Source organism: Paeniglutamicibacter sulfureus, assembly GCF_039535115.1.
Classification (GTDB): domain Bacteria; phylum Actinomycetota; class Actinomycetes; order Actinomycetales; family Micrococcaceae; genus Paeniglutamicibacter; species Paeniglutamicibacter sulfureus.
Genome location: NZ_BAAAWO010000001.1, coordinates 3,318,836 through 3,335,992, shown reverse-complemented (window position 1 = coordinate 3,335,992; position 17,157 = coordinate 3,318,836). Strand labels below are relative to the sequence as shown.

Here is a 17,157-nt window from a genome sequence, read left to right as displayed (position 1 = left end):
TCACCGCGCGTCCCCGCTGGCCAAAGCCTCTTCCAGCGCGGCGTGCAGCCGTTGCACGCCCTCGGCAATCCGTGCCGGGGTGGAGGTCGCGAAGCACAGGCGCAGTGCGTCGGCAAACGCCCCCGAGTCCGAGAATGCCGGACCGGGAATATATGCGACGCCGTGCGCCAAGGCGATCGGGAAGAGCTTTTCGGAATGGATCGCGGCGTAGCGTCCGCGCAGGGTGAGCCACAGGAAGAACCCGCCCTCGGGATCCGTGGCTTCCACGTCCTGCCCGAAGGCCTCGGCGAGTGCGGCCAGCATCGCCTGCTTGCGTTCCCGGTAGACCTCGCGCAGTGTATTCAAGTGCGCGTCGAGCCGGCCCTCGGAGAGGTAGTCGGCAATCAGCTGTTGCATGGGCCCGTTGGTGCAGGTATCCATGGACTGCTTGGCGTTCACCGCCAGGGCACGCAGCGCCGGATCCATGTCCATCCAGCCCACGCGCAGTCCCGGGGCGAGGACCTTGGAGAAGGTGCGCACCGAGACCACCCGTGGATTGCCCGGGCTGAGTTCGGCGAAGCTTGGCTCTTCGGATCCCTCGAAGCGCAACAGGCCGTAGGGGTCATCATCGATGATGAAGGCGTCCCATTCCTCGGCAAGTTCGAGTAGCTGCATGCGGCGCGCTCCGCTCAGCGTCCGGCCGGAAGGATTTTGGAAGTTCGGGATGGTGTAAATGACCTTGGGGATCTGGCCCGTGGCGGCGACCAGCGCGGGAAGGGCTTCGACTATCAATCCCTGCTCATCCACCGGGGCTTCCAACACGCGGCCCTGGTAGCTCAGTGCCGTGGCGATTCCGTTGGTGTAGGTCGGCGACTCGACAATTACCAGGTCTGACGGGTCAACGAAGAGCTTGAAGGCGATATCCAGGCCCTGCATGCCCCCGGTGGTCACCAGCAGCCGGCTGGGATCCAAGTCCACGCCCCTCCTGGAATGGTAGGCCACGATCTGCTCAATCAGCTCCGGGTTGCCCTCTGTGGCGGCATAGTCGTAGCGGCCTGCCGCCGGATAGGTCGCGAGCCGGGCGAACTCCGCCTCGGGGATCAGTTCGGCATTCGGCGCGCCCATCGCGAACCGGATGATGTCATGCTTCTGGCTTGCCAGCAGCGACGTCGAGGAGTCAATGATCGAGCCCTTTAGCAGGCTAACCCGCGAGGCCAAGCGGGATGTTGGGGATTTGAGCAGTGGTTCGATGGACATGAGGAGTACTCCTTGTATTAATCGTGGTTAGTTCGCGCGGGACGTCCGCGAAGAACTCGAGGCCGGTGGCGGTGACGCGGATGGGTTCGGAGACTTCGAAACCGTACCCATCGAGCCACATCCCGGCGATCAGGTGGAAGGTCATGTTTTCTTGGAGCTCGGTATGTTCCCCGGCCCGGAAGCTGACGGTGCGTTCGCCCCAGTCCGGTGGGAATCCCACGCCGATCGAGTAGCCCAGTCGGGATTCCTTGTCGAAGCCGGCGGCCTTGATGACCCTGGTAAAGCGGTCGGTCACCTCGTGGATCGTGATTCCGGGGCGGACCAGCGAGAAGGCAGATTCGAGACCCTCGATGGTGGCGGCCGCGACTTGTTCCAGCTCCGAGCTGGGTTTGCCGATCACCGCGGTGCGGGCCATCGGTGCGTGATAGCGGCGGTGGACCCCGGCCAATTCAATGGAAATCGGGGAGTCGACCGGCAATGGGTCATCAGTCCAGGTCAGGTGGGGGGTGTCCGCCCCTTCCCCGGTGGGAAGCATCGGGACGATGGAGGCATAGTCTCCCGCAATTCCATCGACACCCCGGGCTTGGGCCGCCATGATCTCCGCGGCAACCTCATTTTGCGGCCGGCCAGGACCCAGGGCCTGCAGAGCGGTGCGCATGACCGTCGAGCAGACCTTCCCTGCAGCGCGCATCAGCTCAATCTCGTACGGGGACTTCACCAGGCGGACCCAGTTGACCAGTTCACGTGATTCCTGCAATTGCCATTCGGGAAGCATCGCGGACAGTGCCATAAACATGCGCACGGAGAAGTAGTGGGCATCGCCTTCAAACCCGACGCGCAGGTTGCGCCCGAATCCGAGATCGCGCAGGTGCTTGGCAATCCAGTCACCGGGATGGATGTCGGGGCGGTGCACGATCTGTTCCGGGTAGCCATGGATGTTTGATTCATCCATGCAGATTGCAGTTCGGTGGGCGCCATGGGCATCCATCTGACGCATGTAGAGGAGGGGAGCTCCCTCCAGGGGAAGCACGAGTATTTGTGCGGTGTAGAACGACCAGGCGTTGTACCCGGTCAAGTAGTACAGGTTCGCTGGATCCGAAACCAGCAAAACATCCAGCGCCTGGTTTGCCATGCGCTGACGAACACGCTGCTGACGCGCCGCATATTCGTCGATTTCGAGGTCGCGGTGACCTACCGGATTGTGCACCATCGTCGCTTTTTGTTCCTAACGGTTTAGCGGGAAATTTTTGCCAGTGACGTAAACAATAGGGGTCGCTATCCCATCAGATAAAGTAGGTAAATCTTGTTCGTACCATTAAGTTGAACTTACGCTTTGGTGGCTCGAATATTCCCTGACCTCGGAGGGGCCATGCTCGATTTCAAAAGACTGACCTTGCTGCGTGAACTAAAGCTGCGCGGGAGCATTGCAGCAACTGCCCGCGTCCTGGGAATCAGCGCTTCGGCGGTCTCCCAGCAATTGGCAAAACTCGAAACCGAGGCCGGCCTGCCCTTGCTGGAACAGGTCGGCCGGAACATCCAGCTGACGCCGGCCGCACGGCAGCTGGTGGCACGCGTCGACGAGGCGGTGACGGTCCTCGAAGGAGCGTCCGCCGAGTTGGAGGCCCGCAGCAGCCGGGTCCAGGGCGTCATTCGCTTCGCCGCCTTCGGGACCTTTGCCCGCACGTATCTCCCGGAAACCTTGCGCCGGCTGAGTCTGGTGTACCCGGACGTGGACGTGGAGTTCACCCAACTTGAGCCGTTCGAGGCCCTGGATGCCCTTGCCAGCCGCCGGGCCGATATTGCGATGGTCGACGAGTTCGTCCATGTTCCCCGGCGAACGGACGAGGGTCTCGTGCGCACCCTGGTCACCCGAGACCGGGTTGACATTTATCTGCCACACCCGATCTCCGATCCAATCGAGCTGGGGGAACTTCACTGGGCGTTCGAACCGCGTGGCACCGACGCCTACCTGTGGACCCAACGCTTCTGCCGCAAACTGGGGTTCGAACCGAAGGTCACCTTCGATTCGCCGGACCCGCGACTGCATTACGAATTGGTCGCCGCCGGGGTTGCCGCGGCGTTCTTGCCGCACATGGTTTTTCACGGCGAGATACCCACCCCTGGCACGATGACCCGATGGGTTCCGGAGGATGCCGAGACGGAGCAAGCATTGTTCCGCGACATCTACGCCGTGGGTCGACGTGGTAGCAATTTGCGACCGGCCGTGAAAAGTTTCCTACAGATCCTCTGCGAGGTCGCCGCCTAGCCCGGCGGCCCGCCTAATCAGGGAAGGACAGAATGCTCGATATACACCGGCTCACCTTGCTCCGCGAGGTCAATCTGCATGGGAGCATGAGCGCCGCCGCCCGCAATCTCTCCTACAGCCACTCGGCGATTTCGCAACAGCTCGCCCAGCTCGAACGTGAGACCGGGGTGCGTTTACTGGAGAAGGTTGGGCGCAATGTCCAGCTAACCACCGCCGGCCTTGAGCTTGTGCGCAACACCGAGGCGATCCTCGCAGCGATCGAACGGGCCGAGTCTGATCTGGCCACTTCGCATCAGCGCGCCCAGGGCACCGTCACCGTGGCGGCCTTTGCCAGTATCAGCCGGTCGGTGCTGCCGACGGCCTTGGTCCTGTTGTCCCACGAGCATCCCAGTCTTCAGGTGAACATCCACCGCTACGAACCCGAGGAAGCGGTCCTGCGCCTGGTCTCCCGCCAGGTGGACGCGGTCATCACCGATTCGTTCCCGGGAACCGCTGCCGGCGGACATGCCGGCCTGCACACCACCGTGTTGGGAACCGATCCGATGCGCGGCTATCTGCCCCTGGGTTTGGATCCGGATGACACCGCGGCCATCGCAGTGGTGCCCTGGGCCATGGAACCACCGGAAAGCGCCGCGGCACACTGGGCATTGCGGGTGTGCCGCGAAGTGGGTTTCGAGCCGCAAGTCGCCCATGTCTCCTCCGACTTGCTCTTCCATTTGCGACTGGTGGAGCGTGGCCTGGCCGCCGCTTTCCTGCCTGACATGCTGATGCGTGAAATGCAAAGCGAGCTGCAGCCCAGCCCCTGGCTACCCGTGGACCAGCACCGCACCATCCTCTTCGTGGCACGCAGCGGCGCTGAGCAGAACCTTGCCTTGAATGCCGTGCGCCAAGCGGTCTTGCAGGCTATGGAACACCCCGAAATAACGTAAGTAAAACTTACAGTAATCCGTTGGAATCATTCGCTTTTCTTTACGGGTACGGCTCTCTAGATTGGAACTACGACGCGATGAACCCTCGCCGCGCACGTCCTTTATCTTCAGCCGATCCGCACCGGAAAGGAGCGATTCCGAATGACAGTCACCGACATTTCCCATCCGGCACCCGCCAGCCCCACCCTCCTCGATGGGCCGGCCCTCTGGCCGGCCCAGGCCCACACCCCCACGGTGCTCGGGCGTCAGTTGGTGGTGGAGCGCGGCGCAGGGTCGTGGCTGTACACCACCGACGGACGCCGACTTTTTGACGGCACCGCGGGACTCTGGCACGCCAATGTGGGACATGGCCGCCCCGAGCTGGCCCAAGCGGCCTACGACCAGATGCGCCAGCTGGAAACCTTCCACATCTTCGCGCGCTACGCCAACGACAAGGCGCTGGAAATTGGCGAAGTCCTCGCCGAGATTTCCCCCATCGACCGCGCGAAACTCATCTTGAACTCCGGCGGCTCGGACGCCATCGATGTGGCCTGCAAGTTGGCCCGCCGGCACTGGCAACGCGAGGGCCGCGGATCAAAGAAGATCATTCTCTCGCGTGAATTCGCCTACCACGGGCTCCACGCCTTCGGCACGAGCATCGCGGGACTCGAATTCAACCGCGAAGGCTACGGAAGCGAATCGCTGGTTCCCGAAACCGCCCGCATCTCACTGAACGACCCAGCGCAGGTCGAGGCGCTGATCACCGAGCTCGGCCCGGAAAACATCGCGGCGCTTGTGACCGAGGCCGTGCAGGGCACTGGCGGCGTGAATCCGCCGGCGCCGGGGTACCTCGAAGCCATCTCGCGGTTGTGCAAGGAGCACGACATCCTTTTGATCCTGGATGAAGTCATCACCGGCTTCGGACGAATGGGAACCATGTTCGCGGCCGAATACTACGGCCTCGAACCTGACATGATCACCTTCGCCAAGGGCGTCACCAGCGGCTACGCACCACTGGGCGGGGTCATGGTGGCACCCCGGTTGTGGGAACCGTTCTACCAGGACTCCCCCAACACCCCGATCTTCCGCCACGGGGCCACCTACGCTGGACATGCGACTGCCTGCGCCGTCGCACTGAAGCACATGGAAATCCTGGAGAGCGAACGGCTCGTGCCGCGGGTGGGCGAACTGGCTGGAGTGCTGGGCAGTGCGCTGGACAACCTCGCCAGCCAGAACCCGCTGGTTGCCCAGGTGCGCTACGCCGGACTGCTGGGCGGCGTGACGCTCAGCGACCAGCTCTCGGCCGAGCAGGTCTGTGACGATCTGGTCGAGCTGGGGTTCATAGGCCGTCCGCTTCGCGGGAACACCATCCAGATCAGCCCCCCATTCATCACCACCGACTCCGAGCTACTGGACTTCGTCGCAGCAATCTCGCAGGCCATCACCGAACGAGGCGCCAAATGAACCTCACTGCCACCGTTGGCACCGAACTGATCGAAGCCGACCCAAAAGCGCTGGCCCTGGCCGACGCAGTCATCGACACCCTGCACCTGCCCTCCGACGGCATCCCGGTTCATGACCCCGCCACCGGCCAGCTCATCGCCCACGTCCCGGACCTGGGCAGCGACGATGCACTGCACGCCGTAGCCTGCGCTGACCAGGCCGGACACGCCTGGGCCGGGCGCACTCCACGCCAACGAGCCGACGCACTGCATGCGTGGTATCAACTGCTGGTGCAGAACACCGAGGAAATCGCGCACCTGATTTCCCGTGAAATGGGCAAGACCCTGGCCGAGTCACGTGGCGAGGTGAAGTATGGAACCGATTTCGTGCGCTGGTATGCCGAGGAAGCTGTTCGTCCCAGCGGCGATTACCGCCCGGCACCGGATGGGGCAGCCGACATCCTCACGCGTCGCTCCCCCGTGGGCCTGGCAGTGCTCATTACGCCGTGGAACTTTCCGTTGGCCATGGCTACCCGCAAGATCGCCCCGGCCTTGGCCGCCGGGTGCCCGGTTGTGGTCAAGCCTGCAACTGCGACGCCGCTGACCACCTACTTCGCGGTGCAGCTCGCGGTGCAGGCCGGCATTCCGGCCGAACTCATCCAGGTGGTCACCACCTCGGATTCCGGGGCCTTCAGCCGCAGCGTGCTCACCGATGAGCGGGTGCGCAAGGTGTCGTTCACCGGTTCGACCCCGGTCGGAAAACAACTGCTGGAACTCGCCGCGAAGAACGTGCTGCGCACCTCCATGGAGCTGGGCGGCAACGCGCCATTGATCGTCTTCGACGATGCGGATCTGGAACGCGCCCTTGAAGGCACCTTTGCCGCCAAACTCCGCAACGGCGGCCAGTCCTGCATCGGCGCCAACCGCATCTATGTCCAGGACGGGATCGCGGATCGGTTCGTCTCCGAGCTCACCGCCCGTTTCGCCCGAGTTCCCGTGGGATCGGGGCTCGGGGCCCACACGGCACTCGGAGCGCTCATTGACCACCGTGCCGTCACGCAGATGCATGCGCTGACCGAGGACGCGCTGGCCCGCGGTGCCGAACTCCTCACCGGCGGCCATGGCTACGATTCGCTCGGAAACTTCTATGCACCCACCGTCTTGGATCGGGTACACCCCGAATCCCGGGTGGTGCGCGAGGAGATCTTCGGTCCGATTGCCGCCATTCAGCGTTTTTCCACCCAAGCGGAGGTGATCTCGTTGGCCAACGACACCGAGTTCGGTCTCGCCGGCTACGTATTCAGCCAGGATCTGGATCGCGCGTTGAACGTCGCGGACCGGCTGCAGACGGGAATTCTCGGCATCAACCAGGGAGTCCCTTCCAACGCCGCAGCGCCCTTTGGCGGAGTCAAACAGTCCGGTTTAGGCCGGGAAGGCGGCGCCGAAGGCCTGGAGGAATACCAGAACGTACGGTTCTACAACATTTCCCGCCGCACCACCGGCTAAATCCCACAATTTGTCTCGCAACACTTTCACGTCAACAACCAAACACGAAGGCACAAGCTCAATGAAGATCTCAGTCGTCAAGGAAATCAAGGCCCAGGAACAGCGCGTGGCACTGCTTCCGGCCGGAGTCGCCGCGCTTACCGGGCGCGGACACACCGTCTATGTTGAACACGAGGCCGGACGGGCCGCAGGCTTCCCCGATGAACAGTACGCCGCGGCCGGTGCGATCCTGGTCGACCAGAACGAAGCCTGGGCCAACGCCGAACTCCTGGTCAAGGTCAAGGAACCCGTCGCCTCCGAATACGGTTTCCTCCGCGAAGACCTCACCCTGTTCACCTACCTGCACCTGGCCGCCGACCGTCCTCTGACCGAAGCCCTGCTGGAGGCCGGCACGCTCGGGATCGCCTATGAAACGGTGCAGGACGAGACCGGGCTGCCGTTGCTGACCCCGATGAGTGAAATCGCCGGTCGACTGGCAGCCCACGCGGCGGCCAACTATCTAACCGGTCCCAACGGTGGGCCGGGACGCCTGCTGGGCGGTTCACCGGGAGTGGCTCCCTGCCGGGTGCTGGTCATCGGTGGTGGCGTGGTCGGCACCCAGGCAGCGCAGTTGGCCCTGGGCATGCAGGCCGAGGTCACGATCCTGGAAATGTCCCCGCGCCGCATCCGCCAGCTCGATGAATTGCTAGGTTCCCGGGCCCGCGTCCTCATGAACGACCCGCTGACCCTCGAACAGGAACTGGCGCAGGCCGATGCGGTCATCGGTGCCGTGCTGGTTCCCGGGCGGGCCGCACCCAAGGTAGTCAAGCGCTCACAGCTGGGCCTGCTCAAGCCCGGAGCCTTGCTCGTGGATGTCGCCATCGACCAGGGCGGCGCGTTCGAAACGTCCCGCCCGACGACCTACCAGGATCCCATCTACGAGGTGGACGGGGTGCGTCACTACTGCGTGGCAAACATGCCAGGTGGCGTCCCGCAAACCTCGACCAAGGCACTGACCAATGCCACCCTGCCATACGTGCTGCAGCTGGCTGACCAGGGAGCGGAGCAGGCGGTGGCCGCCAATCGCGCGTTGGCCGCCGGAGTCAACACCAGGGCCGGCCGGATCGCCTATCCGGGGGTGGCCGCGGCCTTCAGCGATCTCCCCGGCGAGGACCGGGAACTGTTCGCCGTGGCAAGCAACTGACATCCGACAAGTTTGGGACAGGTGACATCACCTGTCCCAAACCGTCTGCCCCGAACGTCATCGTCGCTCGGGGCTTTTTGGTTGAATCCCCTGCCCTCTGGATCCGTGGCTTTCTTGGGGCCCGCGAACTTCCGCCTGTCCACCGCCAATCCGTGCGGCGCAACCCGACCTCACCCCGGTTGCTGAAGACGGTGCTTCCCGGCCAAGACGTACATTGCGGAAGGATCTGCGGGTTAAAGAGTTCGGACGGCGGTGCACCCTGCAGGGTGCAACGCCGCCCGACCCCCCCCGTACGGGGACGACTACAGGTTACTTGACCTCGGCGTTGGCGAACCGGTAGTTGGCCGCGCGGTGGGAGTCCTGGACGCGGTCTCCCTTGCCGAAGAGCTTGTTGCGCAGCGTGCCCTCGACGTATTCGGTCGGGTAGGCACCGCGGGCCTGCAGCTCGGGAACGATGAACTCCACGATGTCCTCAAAGGTTCCCGGGGTGATGGCATAGGCCAGGTTGAACCCGTCTACGTCGGTGTCTTCGACCCACTCGATGAGCTTGTCGGCAACCTCGGTCGGCGAGCCGACGGTGATCGGTCCGAACCCGCCAACGCCCACCCATTCGGCCAGCTGGCGGATGGTCCACGGGTTCCCGTCGTCTCCGCTGGCCTTTTGGAAGGTCGTGACGGTGGACTGGATGGCGTTGGACTTCACGTTGGCACCAATGACGTCGTCCGGGCCGTAGGTGGACATGTCCACGCCCATCCAGCCGGAGATCAGGGCGAGGGCCCCGTCGATGTCGGCGTAGGACTTGTAGTCCTCGAACTTGGCCTGCGCTGCCGCGGAGTCCACATCCGTGATGATCGTCTGCATGGCGTAGATGCGCACGTCGTAACGGCCGCGGCCCGCGGCCTCGGCGGCGTCGCGGATCTTGGTGACGGTGGCCTTGAGCATTTCCTTGGTCGGGGAGGTCACGAAGACCGCCTCGGCGTTCTCCGAGGCGAACTTCAGTCCGCGCGGCGAGGCGCCGGCCTGGAACACCACGGGGGTGCGCTGCGGGCTGGGTTCGGTGATGGCAATGCCCGGGACCTTGAAGTACTTGCCCTCGTGGTTGATCTCATGGACCTTGGTCGGGTCGGTGAAGATGCCGCGCTCAACGTCGCGCACCACCGCGTCCTCTTCCCAGGAGCCCTCGAGCAACTTGTAGATGACCTCCATGTACTCGTCGGCCTGGTTGTAGCGCTCGTCGTGCTCGAGCTGGTCCTCCTGGCCCATGTTCCGTGCGGCGGAGGGCAGGTAGCCGGTCACGACATTCCACCCGACGCGGCCCTTGGTCAGGTGGTCAAGGGTCGCCAGGCGGCGGGCGAAGGGGTAGGGGTGCTCGTAGGACGTCCCGGCGGTGACGCCGAAGCCGAGGTTCTCGGTCACCGAGGCCATGGCCGAAACCAGCATGAAGGGGTCGTTGACCGGGACCTGGGTGCCGGCGCGCAGCGGCACCTCGTTGGAGCCGCCGAAGACGTCGTAGGTGCCCAGCACGTCGGCGATGAAGATGCCGTCGAACTTGCCCTTTTCCAGGGTCTTGGCCAGGTCGGTCCAGTAGGACAGGTCCTTATAGCGGGCCGACTGGTCCTTGGGGTGCTTCCACAGACCCGGGGACTGGTGTCCCACGCAGTTCATGTCGAAGGCGTTGAAACGGATGTGGCGGGGGGCGGGTGTCTGGCTCATGTTTGTCCTTCGCGAGGTGGTGGGAGTTTGCGGATCCGATGGTGCGCGGATCAAGTCAGTGGTTCGGTGGCGGTTGGCGGTTTTAGGGGAGGCCGGTTGCCGGTATTGCACCCACGTCGCCGATGGCGTTGAGCTGCTGGGGTGCCGTTCCATTGACCTCGTAGTCGCCGATGATGCGCGCCTTGTAGATCGCCGGGTTGTGGGTGGCAACGGTGCGCGCGTTGCGCCAGTGCCGGTCCAGGTTGCAGCCCTTGGCGGTTGCCGAGGCGCCCAGTCCGTCAAATAGCTTGGTCGCCGCCGAGAGAACCAGCGGCTGGACCACGGCTTGCGCCCGATCCGCGGCGAGTTCACACACCGCAAACCGCTCTGCCGGGCTCAGGGAGGCATCGGCAAGCGCGATCTCGATCTCCGCCACGGCGGCCAGGACGATGGAGTCGACGGCGAACGCGGTGCCCGAGATCTCGCCGACCAATTGGAGCACCTGGGGTTCCTCGCGCACCGGAACGCCCGTTCCGGTGCTGAAGCTTCGAGTGCGGGCCTGGACCGACGAGCGCACGTCATTGAGAACCGCTCGCGTGATTCCGGCTTGGACCCCCAGGAGCACCAGCTGGAAGATGGCGGATTCAGGGTCGTTGACCTGCTGTTCGTCGGGCAGGATCGTGTCCACCGGGACGTTCTCGAACGTGGTCGAGCCGGTGCCGGTGAGCTGCTGCCCGAATCCGTCCCAGTCGTCAAAGATCTTGACCCCGGAATGCTGCGTGGAGACCACCGCGATCTGGCGGCCGGCGCGGGCCGGATGCGCCACGGCGACGGCGACCCAATCGGCGTAGATCGTGCCGGTGCAATAGTATTTCTCGCCATTGAGGATCCAGCGTTCGCCCTGCCTGGCAATGGTCGTGTTGAGCGTGCCCAACCGGTTCCCGCCGCGCTCGGTGTAGGCGTTGCCGACGATCTGGCCGGCAACAATGCGCTCGATCCAGCGGTGCCGCAAGGCATCGTCCTCAAGCAACAGCACGGATTCGACGAAGCCGATGTGTGAGCGCCACAGGTGCGCCACCTGTGAATCCGCCTCGGCGAGTTCGATCAAGAGGCGGAACAAGTCGGACACGCTTGCCCCATAGCCACCTGCTGCCACCGGGATGCGCAATGCCCCGAATCGCACCCGGTTCAGCCACCCGACAGGTTCAAAGGGGAGGGTCCGGTTGGCATCGCGCTCGCCGGCCCCGACTGCGATCTTGGCGAAGACCGGGCGGAAAATCGCGGCCAACTCGTCATAGTGACCGTTCAGTGGAACGCCCGGCGTGAGTTTGAGCAGGTGTCGGGCGGGGGTGTCGCTGGTGAAGGCGTCGAGGTTGACGGCGCCAAAGATGTTCGGGTCCGCCTCGACGGCGTGCGCTAGTGCAAATGAATCGATAGCCATGAATTCTCTCCATCGGTCCTGGCGTGAGCACCTACCGCCCAATTAAGGGGAAGGGGTTGCTGCGGCGTCATGGAGCCAGATCTCTCGGCCGCTCTGGATGGTTGTTGGACATATTTCTACACGCCCCGGCGAAGCGGAGACAACCCGGTTCGTCACAAATGGCACGTGCGTCACAGGGCACAGCGGGCTTCCTGGCCCGCCGCGGCATCGGCTCGGTAGCGACCCAACGCCGATCCGACAACCATTCCTTCGACGAGACACCAGCCTTGGCGCGGAGGTCAGGCGACCCGGGGCCCCAGGTTCAGCCGGCCCGCCCGACAGCGGGTTCACGCGGCTGGACGCGTGATACGCGGGCCGGGAAGGCGGTCCCCCGCCGGCACTTTGGCGCTCGTGGAAAAAAGATGAAAATTCCCTATTTCATCAAATTTCATTCGATGGATTGCCGATTCTTTCCGACTTGTCGAACGTTCCGTCACATTACGGCCAGCTTGCCTCCATGACGCCGGATCGACTTTGATGAAGGTAACAACCCATCCCGAGCGGCCGAGAGATCTGGCTCCATGACGCCGCAGCAACCACCTCGACCGAGGCCGGTGCTACCGCCAGGAACGATGGAGAGAACATGACTTCCACGCTTGACCACCCCACGCTTTCCCTACCGGCACGCGGCTCCAACCCGGCGCTTCGCGTGACGTTCAAAGGCGTTGGACGCAGCTTCGACGGTCGCAAAGTGTTGGGTGATGTCGACCTCGAGATCGCGGGCGGCGAAGTCGTGGCAATCCTTGGCCCTAGCGGTTGCGGCAAGTCCACGTTGCTTCGCTCGGTCTCCGGACTGGACCGACCCTCCACGGGCCAGGTCCTGATCGACGGCACCGCCGTCAACGGCCTGGACGCCCGATGCGCCGTGGCTTTCCAGGAACCGCGCTTGCTGCCGTGGCAATCCGTTGAAAAGAACGTGGCTTTGGGGCTTCCCCAGGGTACAGACCGTTCCATTGGCGCCAGCCGCGTAGCCGAACTCCTGGAACTCGTCGAGTTGGATGCCCACAGCACCTTACGGCCGCGGGAAATTTCCGGCGGCATGGCCCAGCGCACCTCGCTTGCACGGGCACTGGCCCGACGCCCCGGAGTCCTGCTGCTGGATGAACCATTCGGCGCGCTGGATGCACTAACACGCCTGAAAATGCAAGACCTGCTGCTGGACATCCACGGCGCCTACCCGACGACCGTCTTGCTGGTCACCCACGACGTCGACGAGGCGCTCCAGTTGGCAGACCGCATCGTGGTGTTGGGTCGCCCGAACGGCGCCACCTCCGCCACCGTCACCCAGGTCCTCACGGTCCCCGGCGCACGTCCGCGCCACCGGAGCGATGAAGCCCTGGGCCGAATGCGCAGCTCGCTGCTGGCGTCGCTCGGCGTTGACGCGCACCGCCACTAGCACCGGCCCCCAATCACTTCCACTCCACTCGCTTCTTAGAACCAGCGCCGCACTGGCGTGCGGTCGAACACTCAAGGAAACCACTCATGAACCGCAAATTCTTCTCGCGTCGCGCGCTCATCGCCACCACCGCGCTGGCAACTGCCACCGCACTGCTGACCGGTTGCGCCGGCGAAGGCTCCGGCGGCGCCAGCGCCAACGAAGCCACGACGCTCAACATCGACTTCGCCACCTACAACCCGTTGAGCTTGGTGCTCAAGGAAAAGGGCTGGCTGGAAGCATCGCTGAAGGACCAGGGCGTCACCGTGAACTGGGTGCAGTCGGCCGGTTCCAACAAGGCCAACGAAGCGCTCCGCGCGGGCGCCATCGACGTGGGATCGACCGCGGGCTCCGCCGCCCTGCTGGCCCGCTCCAATGGTTCACCGATCAAGACCATCGACATCTACTCGCAGCCCGAGTGGGCTGCCCTTGTGGTCGCCAAGGACTCCCCCCTCAAGGAGGTCTCCGACCTGAAGGGCAAGTCCGTGGCTGCCACCAAGGGAACCGATCCTTACTTCTTCTTGCTGCAGGCCCTGGAACAGGCAGGGCTTGGTCCCGACGACGTGACGGTGGAAAACCTCCAGCACGCCGATGGGCGCGCTGCCTTGGAAAATGGCTCCGTGGACGCCTGGAGTGGACTGGACCCGATCATGGCTGGCGCCGAGGAAAACGGCGCCACGCTGATCTACCGCAACCTGGACTTCAACACCTACGGCGCGCTGAATGCGACCGAATCCTTCCTCAAGGATTCCCCGGAAGTCGCACAGGCCGTGGTGGATTCCTACGAAAAGGCCCGTGAGTGGGCTGCGGACAACCAGCAGGAAACCGCGACCATCCTGGCCGACGTGGCCGGGCTGGAAACGCCGGTTGCCGAAAAGGTGATCCTCGAGCGTTCCAACCTCGATGTTTCGGCGGTACCCGGTGAAAAGCTGATCGACGTCCTCACCGTCGTCGGGCCGATCTTCGTTCAAACCCACGACGTCACGGACCAGGCCGCCGTAGATGCCGCACTCAGCACCCTGATTGACGACTCGTTCGCCAAGAAGGCCGATTCATCCAAGGTCAAGGCCTCCTAATGTCCGCTGACCTGTCCCTGGACACCAGCGAATCGACCAACGGCAACGGCGCGTCCACGCCCGGGGGCCCGCTGCTGGCATCCCGGCTGGGCCGCATCGGCCTGGGTACGTTGGTGCCGCTGTTCATTCTCGCCCTGTGGCAGGGTGCGACCTCGTTCGGGTGGGTCACCCCGGCCCAGTTGCCTTCGCCGGCCTCGGTGTTTTCCGCCGCGGTGGATCTTCTCGGTCGCGGAGAACTGGGCAACCACATTGGCATCTCAACCCAGCGCGTCCTGGTCGGCTTTGCCATCGGCGCGGTGCTGGGCCTGGCCATCGGCGCCCTGGTCGGCTTGTCGCGCATAGCCGACGCTTTGCTGGCGCCGACCATCGGGGCATTTCGCGCGGTGCCATCCCTGGCCTGGGTCCCGCTGTTGATCCTGTGGATGAAGATCGGTGAGGACTCCAAGGTCACCCTGATCGTCATTGGTGCGTTTTTCCCCGTATTCACCACCGTGTACCTGGCCCTGCGCCACGTGGACAAGAACTTGATCGAGGCCGGCCGCGCTTTCGGACTCAAGGGCGTCAAGCTGTTGACGACCATCCAGCTTCCCGCGGTGGTTCCGGCAATATTTTCCGGCCTCCGGCTGGCCCTGGCCCAGGCCTGGCTGTTCCTGGTGGCCGCCGAATTAATCGCATCCTCCATGGGCCTGGGGTTCCTGCTGCTTGATTCCCAAAACAACGGGCGCATCGATCGACTGATCCTCGCCATCATCCTGCTGGCCGTGCTGGGCAAGACCACTGACGCGTTGGTGGGCTTGGCCGAACGCTGGGCCGTCAAACGCTGGGCCTGACCCGGCAAACCTGCCCAAGAACCACCGAAGAAAAGCATCCCGAGCGGCCAAGAGAACCGGCTCCGTGACGACGCAGCAACCACATATGCGGTGGAGTGCCAACGCCAGGACCGATGGAGAAGACAATGACTGAAACCCTGAACACGACCGCCCCCGGCATCGCCAACGAGGCCACCTGGAGCGAAGCCGAACGCCTGGCCTTCTGGGACGCCGCGGCGCGGCGTCTGAGCTGGTCCGACCAATGGCACACCGTCCACAGCAGCACCGGCGTGGACCCGGAGGCGCGGCGTGGACCCGAGTTGCGCTGGTTCGAGGGCGGCAAGCTCAACGCCGCCTACAACTGCGTGGACCGCCATGTGGAAGCCGGTCGCGGCGACAAGGTGGCCCTGCACTTCGAGGGCGAGCCCGGCGACACCACCACCGTCACGTACAAGGACCTGCAGGACCGTGTTTCCCAGGCCGCCAATGCGCTGGTCGCCTTGGGCATCACCAAGGGCGACCGCGTGGTCATCTACCTGCCGGTGTTGGTGGAAACCATCGTCATCACCCTGGCCTGCGCGCGCATCGGCGCGGTGCACTCGCTGGTCTTCGGCGGCTTCTCCGCCGAAGCCCTGAAGTTCCGCGTCGAGGACACCGCCGCCAAGCTCCTGGTCACCACCGACGGCCAGTTCCGCCGCGGCACATCGGTCCCGGTCAAGGCGCACGCCGACGAGGCCGTCTCCGGCGAAAACTCGATCGAGCACGTCCTGGTCATCAACCGCACCGGGCACACCGACATCAACTGGGTGCAGGGCAGGGACGTGTGGTGGCACGAGACGGTTGACACCGCGAGCACCGTACACACCCCCGAGGCCTTCGACGCCGAAACGCCCTTGTTCATCATGTACACCTCCGGCACCACCGGCCAGCCCAAGGGCCTGGTCCACACCACCGGCGGCTACCTGACCCAGGCCTCGTGGAGCCACGAGTTCCTCTTCTCGAACCCGGATCCGGCTAAGCGCGAGAACGACGTCCACTGGTGCACCGCCGACCTGGCCTGGGTCACCGCGCACACCTATGAGATCTACGGACCGCTGTCCAACGGCGTCACCCAGGTCATCTACGAGGGCGTGCCCAATGCCCCCCACCCGGGCCGCCACTTCGAAATCATCGCCCGCTACGGCGTGACCAGCTATTACACCGCGCCCACGTTGGTGCGCTCGCTGATGGGCTGGTTCCCCGAGGGAATCCCCGCGGACTACGACCTGTCATCGATCCGGTTGGCAGGGACCGTCGGCGAAGCCGTGAACCCCGAGGCGTGGCGCTGGCTGCGCAGCCAGGTCGGACGCGACACCGCCGCCGGCATCCCCATGGTCGACACCTGGTGGCAGTCCGAGACCGGTGCCACGATCCTCTCCCCGCGCCAGGACGACACCGCGTTCAAACCCGGCTGCGGCACCCGCGCGCTGCCCGGCGTAGCCGTGGACATCGTCGACGATGCGGCGCAAACAGTGGAGAAGAACCTGCAGGGCTACATCGTGCTGACCAAGACCGGGCCGTCCATGGCCCGCACCGTCTGGGGCAACCCCGAGCGCTACTACACCTCCTACTGGGAGAAGTACGCGCAGCAGGGCTGGTTCCTGGCCGGTGACGGGGCGCGCTTCGATGAGGACGGGGACATCTGGATCCTGGGCCGCACGGACGATGTCATCAACATTTCCGGGCACCGGCTTTCCACCATCGAAATCGAATCGGCACTAGTCACGCACCCGGCAGTCGTCGAGGCCGGGGTTTGCCCGACCAGCGATGCCAAGACCGGCCACGCGGCCACCGCGTTCGTGGTGCCGTTCGACAAGTCCGTGGTGGGAACGGACCTGGCTGGCGAAGCGCTGGCAAAGCAGCAGGCCCTCATTGCGGAGCTTCGCAACCACGTGGCAACCCAGATCGGGCCCATCGCCAAGCCGCGCGAGATCGTCTTCGTTCCCGATGTGCCCAAGACCCGCTCGGGCAAGATCATGCGCAGGCTGCTGACCCAGCTCTTTGAGCGCAGCGCCCTGGGCGACACCACCAGCCTGCAGAACGAGCCGTGCATCGCACAGATCAAGGAGATCTGCGACGCCTAAC

At 64.4% G+C, this 17,157-nt stretch carries 13 protein-coding genes and 2 riboswitches; of the genes, 9 read left to right on the top strand and 4 right to left on the bottom strand.

Features of this window, described 5'->3' with window-relative positions:
* Nucleotides 1-1,236, bottom strand: coding sequence for an aminotransferase-like domain-containing protein (locus ABD687_RS15220; protein ID WP_310289924.1), 1,236 nt, complete (start codon nucleotides 1,234-1,236; stop codon nucleotides 1-3).
* Nucleotides 1,181-2,446: a M24 family metallopeptidase gene (locus ABD687_RS15215; protein WP_302263183.1), complete on the bottom strand. Its 1,266-nt coding sequence runs from the start codon at nucleotides 2,444-2,446 to the stop codon at nucleotides 1,181-1,183. The genes ABD687_RS15220 and ABD687_RS15215 overlap by 56 nt, the downstream gene beginning before the upstream one ends.
* Nucleotides 2,447-2,605: 159 nt before the next feature.
* Here ABD687_RS15215 and ABD687_RS15210 point away from each other — a divergent pair, with 159 nt between their 5' ends.
* The 5 genes from ABD687_RS15210 to ald all read left to right on the top strand — a co-directional run bounded on the left by ABD687_RS15210 (nucleotide 2,606) and on the right by ald (nucleotide 8,541).
* On the top strand, nucleotides 2,606-3,502 hold the full coding sequence (locus ABD687_RS15210; protein ID WP_302263184.1) for a LysR family transcriptional regulator: 897 nt from the start codon (nucleotides 2,606-2,608) through the stop codon (nucleotides 3,500-3,502).
* Nucleotides 3,503-3,534: 32 nt separating this feature from the next.
* Nucleotides 3,535-4,431 (top strand): LysR family transcriptional regulator, encoded by an 897-nt coding sequence (locus ABD687_RS15205; RefSeq protein ID WP_302263185.1) that lies wholly within the window; start codon nucleotides 3,535-3,537, stop codon nucleotides 4,429-4,431.
* A gap of 141 nt (nucleotides 4,432-4,572) precedes the next feature.
* Nucleotides 4,573-5,874 carry an aminotransferase family protein gene (locus ABD687_RS15200; protein ID WP_310289928.1) on the top strand — a complete coding sequence of 434 codons (1,302 nt, stop codon included), beginning with the start codon at nucleotides 4,573-4,575 and terminating at the stop codon, nucleotides 5,872-5,874.
* The gene (locus ABD687_RS15195; protein ID WP_310289930.1) at nucleotides 5,871-7,358 is read left to right on the top strand and encodes an NAD-dependent succinate-semialdehyde dehydrogenase; all 1,488 of its coding nucleotides are present in this window, start codon (nucleotides 5,871-5,873) and stop codon (nucleotides 7,356-7,358) included. Before ABD687_RS15200 ends, ABD687_RS15195 begins: the two co-directional genes overlap by 4 nt.
* A 61-nt stretch (nucleotides 7,359-7,419) precedes the next feature.
* Nucleotides 7,420-8,541 carry an alanine dehydrogenase gene (gene ald, locus ABD687_RS15190; protein ID WP_302263188.1) on the top strand — a complete coding sequence of 374 codons (1,122 nt, stop codon included), beginning with the start codon at nucleotides 7,420-7,422 and terminating at the stop codon, nucleotides 8,539-8,541.
* A gap of 309 nt (nucleotides 8,542-8,850) precedes the next feature.
* Here the strand turns inward: ald and ABD687_RS15185 are convergent, their stop codons facing one another.
* Together ABD687_RS15185 and ABD687_RS15180 are read right to left on the bottom strand one after the other, a co-directional pair.
* Nucleotides 8,851-10,254, bottom strand: a complete 1,404-nt coding sequence (locus ABD687_RS15185; protein WP_264269834.1) for an LLM class flavin-dependent oxidoreductase — start codon at nucleotides 10,252-10,254, stop codon at nucleotides 8,851-8,853.
* Between the two features lie 82 nt (nucleotides 10,255-10,336).
* The gene (locus ABD687_RS15180) at nucleotides 10,337-11,674 is read right to left on the bottom strand and encodes an acyl-CoA dehydrogenase family protein (protein WP_310289934.1); all 1,338 of its coding nucleotides are present in this window, start codon (nucleotides 11,672-11,674) and stop codon (nucleotides 10,337-10,339) included.
* A gap of 6 nt (nucleotides 11,675-11,680) precedes the next feature.
* A riboswitch (SAM riboswitch) is annotated at nucleotides 11,681-11,778 on the bottom strand.
* A gap of 423 nt (nucleotides 11,779-12,201) precedes the next feature.
* Nucleotides 12,202-12,292, top strand: a riboswitch (SAM riboswitch).
* Between the two features lie 4 nt (nucleotides 12,293-12,296).
* Between ABD687_RS15180 and ABD687_RS15175 the strand changes: the two genes are divergently transcribed.
* From ABD687_RS15175 to acs, 4 genes are all read left to right on the top strand, one after another.
* Nucleotides 12,297-13,109 carry an ABC transporter ATP-binding protein gene (locus tag ABD687_RS15175; protein ID WP_310289936.1) on the top strand — a complete coding sequence of 271 codons (813 nt, stop codon included), beginning with the start codon at nucleotides 12,297-12,299 and terminating at the stop codon, nucleotides 13,107-13,109.
* An 86-nt stretch (nucleotides 13,110-13,195) separates the two neighbouring features.
* A complete protein-coding gene (locus ABD687_RS15170) occupies nucleotides 13,196-14,224 on the top strand; it encodes an aliphatic sulfonate ABC transporter substrate-binding protein (protein ID WP_310289938.1) in 1,029 nt (342 codons plus the stop codon).
* Nucleotides 14,224-15,054 carry an ABC transporter permease gene (locus ABD687_RS15165; RefSeq protein ID WP_310289941.1) on the top strand — a complete coding sequence of 277 codons (831 nt, stop codon included), beginning with the start codon at nucleotides 14,224-14,226 and terminating at the stop codon, nucleotides 15,052-15,054. The genes ABD687_RS15170 and ABD687_RS15165 overlap by 1 nt, the downstream gene beginning before the upstream one ends.
* A 125-nt stretch (nucleotides 15,055-15,179) precedes the next feature.
* The gene (acs, locus tag ABD687_RS15160; protein ID WP_310289944.1) at nucleotides 15,180-17,156 is read left to right on the top strand and encodes an acetate--CoA ligase; all 1,977 of its coding nucleotides are present in this window, start codon (nucleotides 15,180-15,182) and stop codon (nucleotides 17,154-17,156) included.
* Nucleotide 17,157: the final 1 nt, after the last annotated feature.

Coding starts and splice junctions, on each gene's coding strand:
- ABD687_RS15220 (WP_310289924.1), bottom strand. CDS start 1,236: ATGTCCATCGAACCACTGCTCAAATCCCCAACATCCCGCTTGGCCTCG.
- ABD687_RS15215 (WP_302263183.1), bottom strand. CDS start 2,446: ATGGTGCACAATCCGGTAGGTCACCGCGACCTCGAAATCGACGAATAT.
- ABD687_RS15210 (WP_302263184.1), top strand. CDS start 2,606: ATGCTCGATTTCAAAAGACTGACCTTGCTGCGTGAACTAAAGCTGCGC.
- ABD687_RS15205 (WP_302263185.1), top strand. CDS start 3,535: ATGCTCGATATACACCGGCTCACCTTGCTCCGCGAGGTCAATCTGCAT.
- ABD687_RS15200 (WP_310289928.1), top strand. CDS start 4,573: ATGACAGTCACCGACATTTCCCATCCGGCACCCGCCAGCCCCACCCTC.
- ABD687_RS15195 (WP_310289930.1), top strand. CDS start 5,871: ATGAACCTCACTGCCACCGTTGGCACCGAACTGATCGAAGCCGACCCA.
- ald (WP_302263188.1), top strand. CDS start 7,420: ATGAAGATCTCAGTCGTCAAGGAAATCAAGGCCCAGGAACAGCGCGTG.
- ABD687_RS15185 (WP_264269834.1), bottom strand. CDS start 10,254: ATGAGCCAGACACCCGCCCCCCGCCACATCCGTTTCAACGCCTTCGAC.
- ABD687_RS15180 (WP_310289934.1), bottom strand. CDS start 11,674: ATGGCTATCGATTCATTTGCACTAGCGCACGCCGTCGAGGCGGACCCG.
- ABD687_RS15175 (WP_310289936.1), top strand. CDS start 12,297: ATGACTTCCACGCTTGACCACCCCACGCTTTCCCTACCGGCACGCGGC.
- ABD687_RS15170 (WP_310289938.1), top strand. CDS start 13,196: ATGAACCGCAAATTCTTCTCGCGTCGCGCGCTCATCGCCACCACCGCG.
- ABD687_RS15165 (WP_310289941.1), top strand. CDS start 14,224: ATGTCCGCTGACCTGTCCCTGGACACCAGCGAATCGACCAACGGCAAC.
- acs (WP_310289944.1), top strand. CDS start 15,180: ATGACTGAAACCCTGAACACGACCGCCCCCGGCATCGCCAACGAGGCC.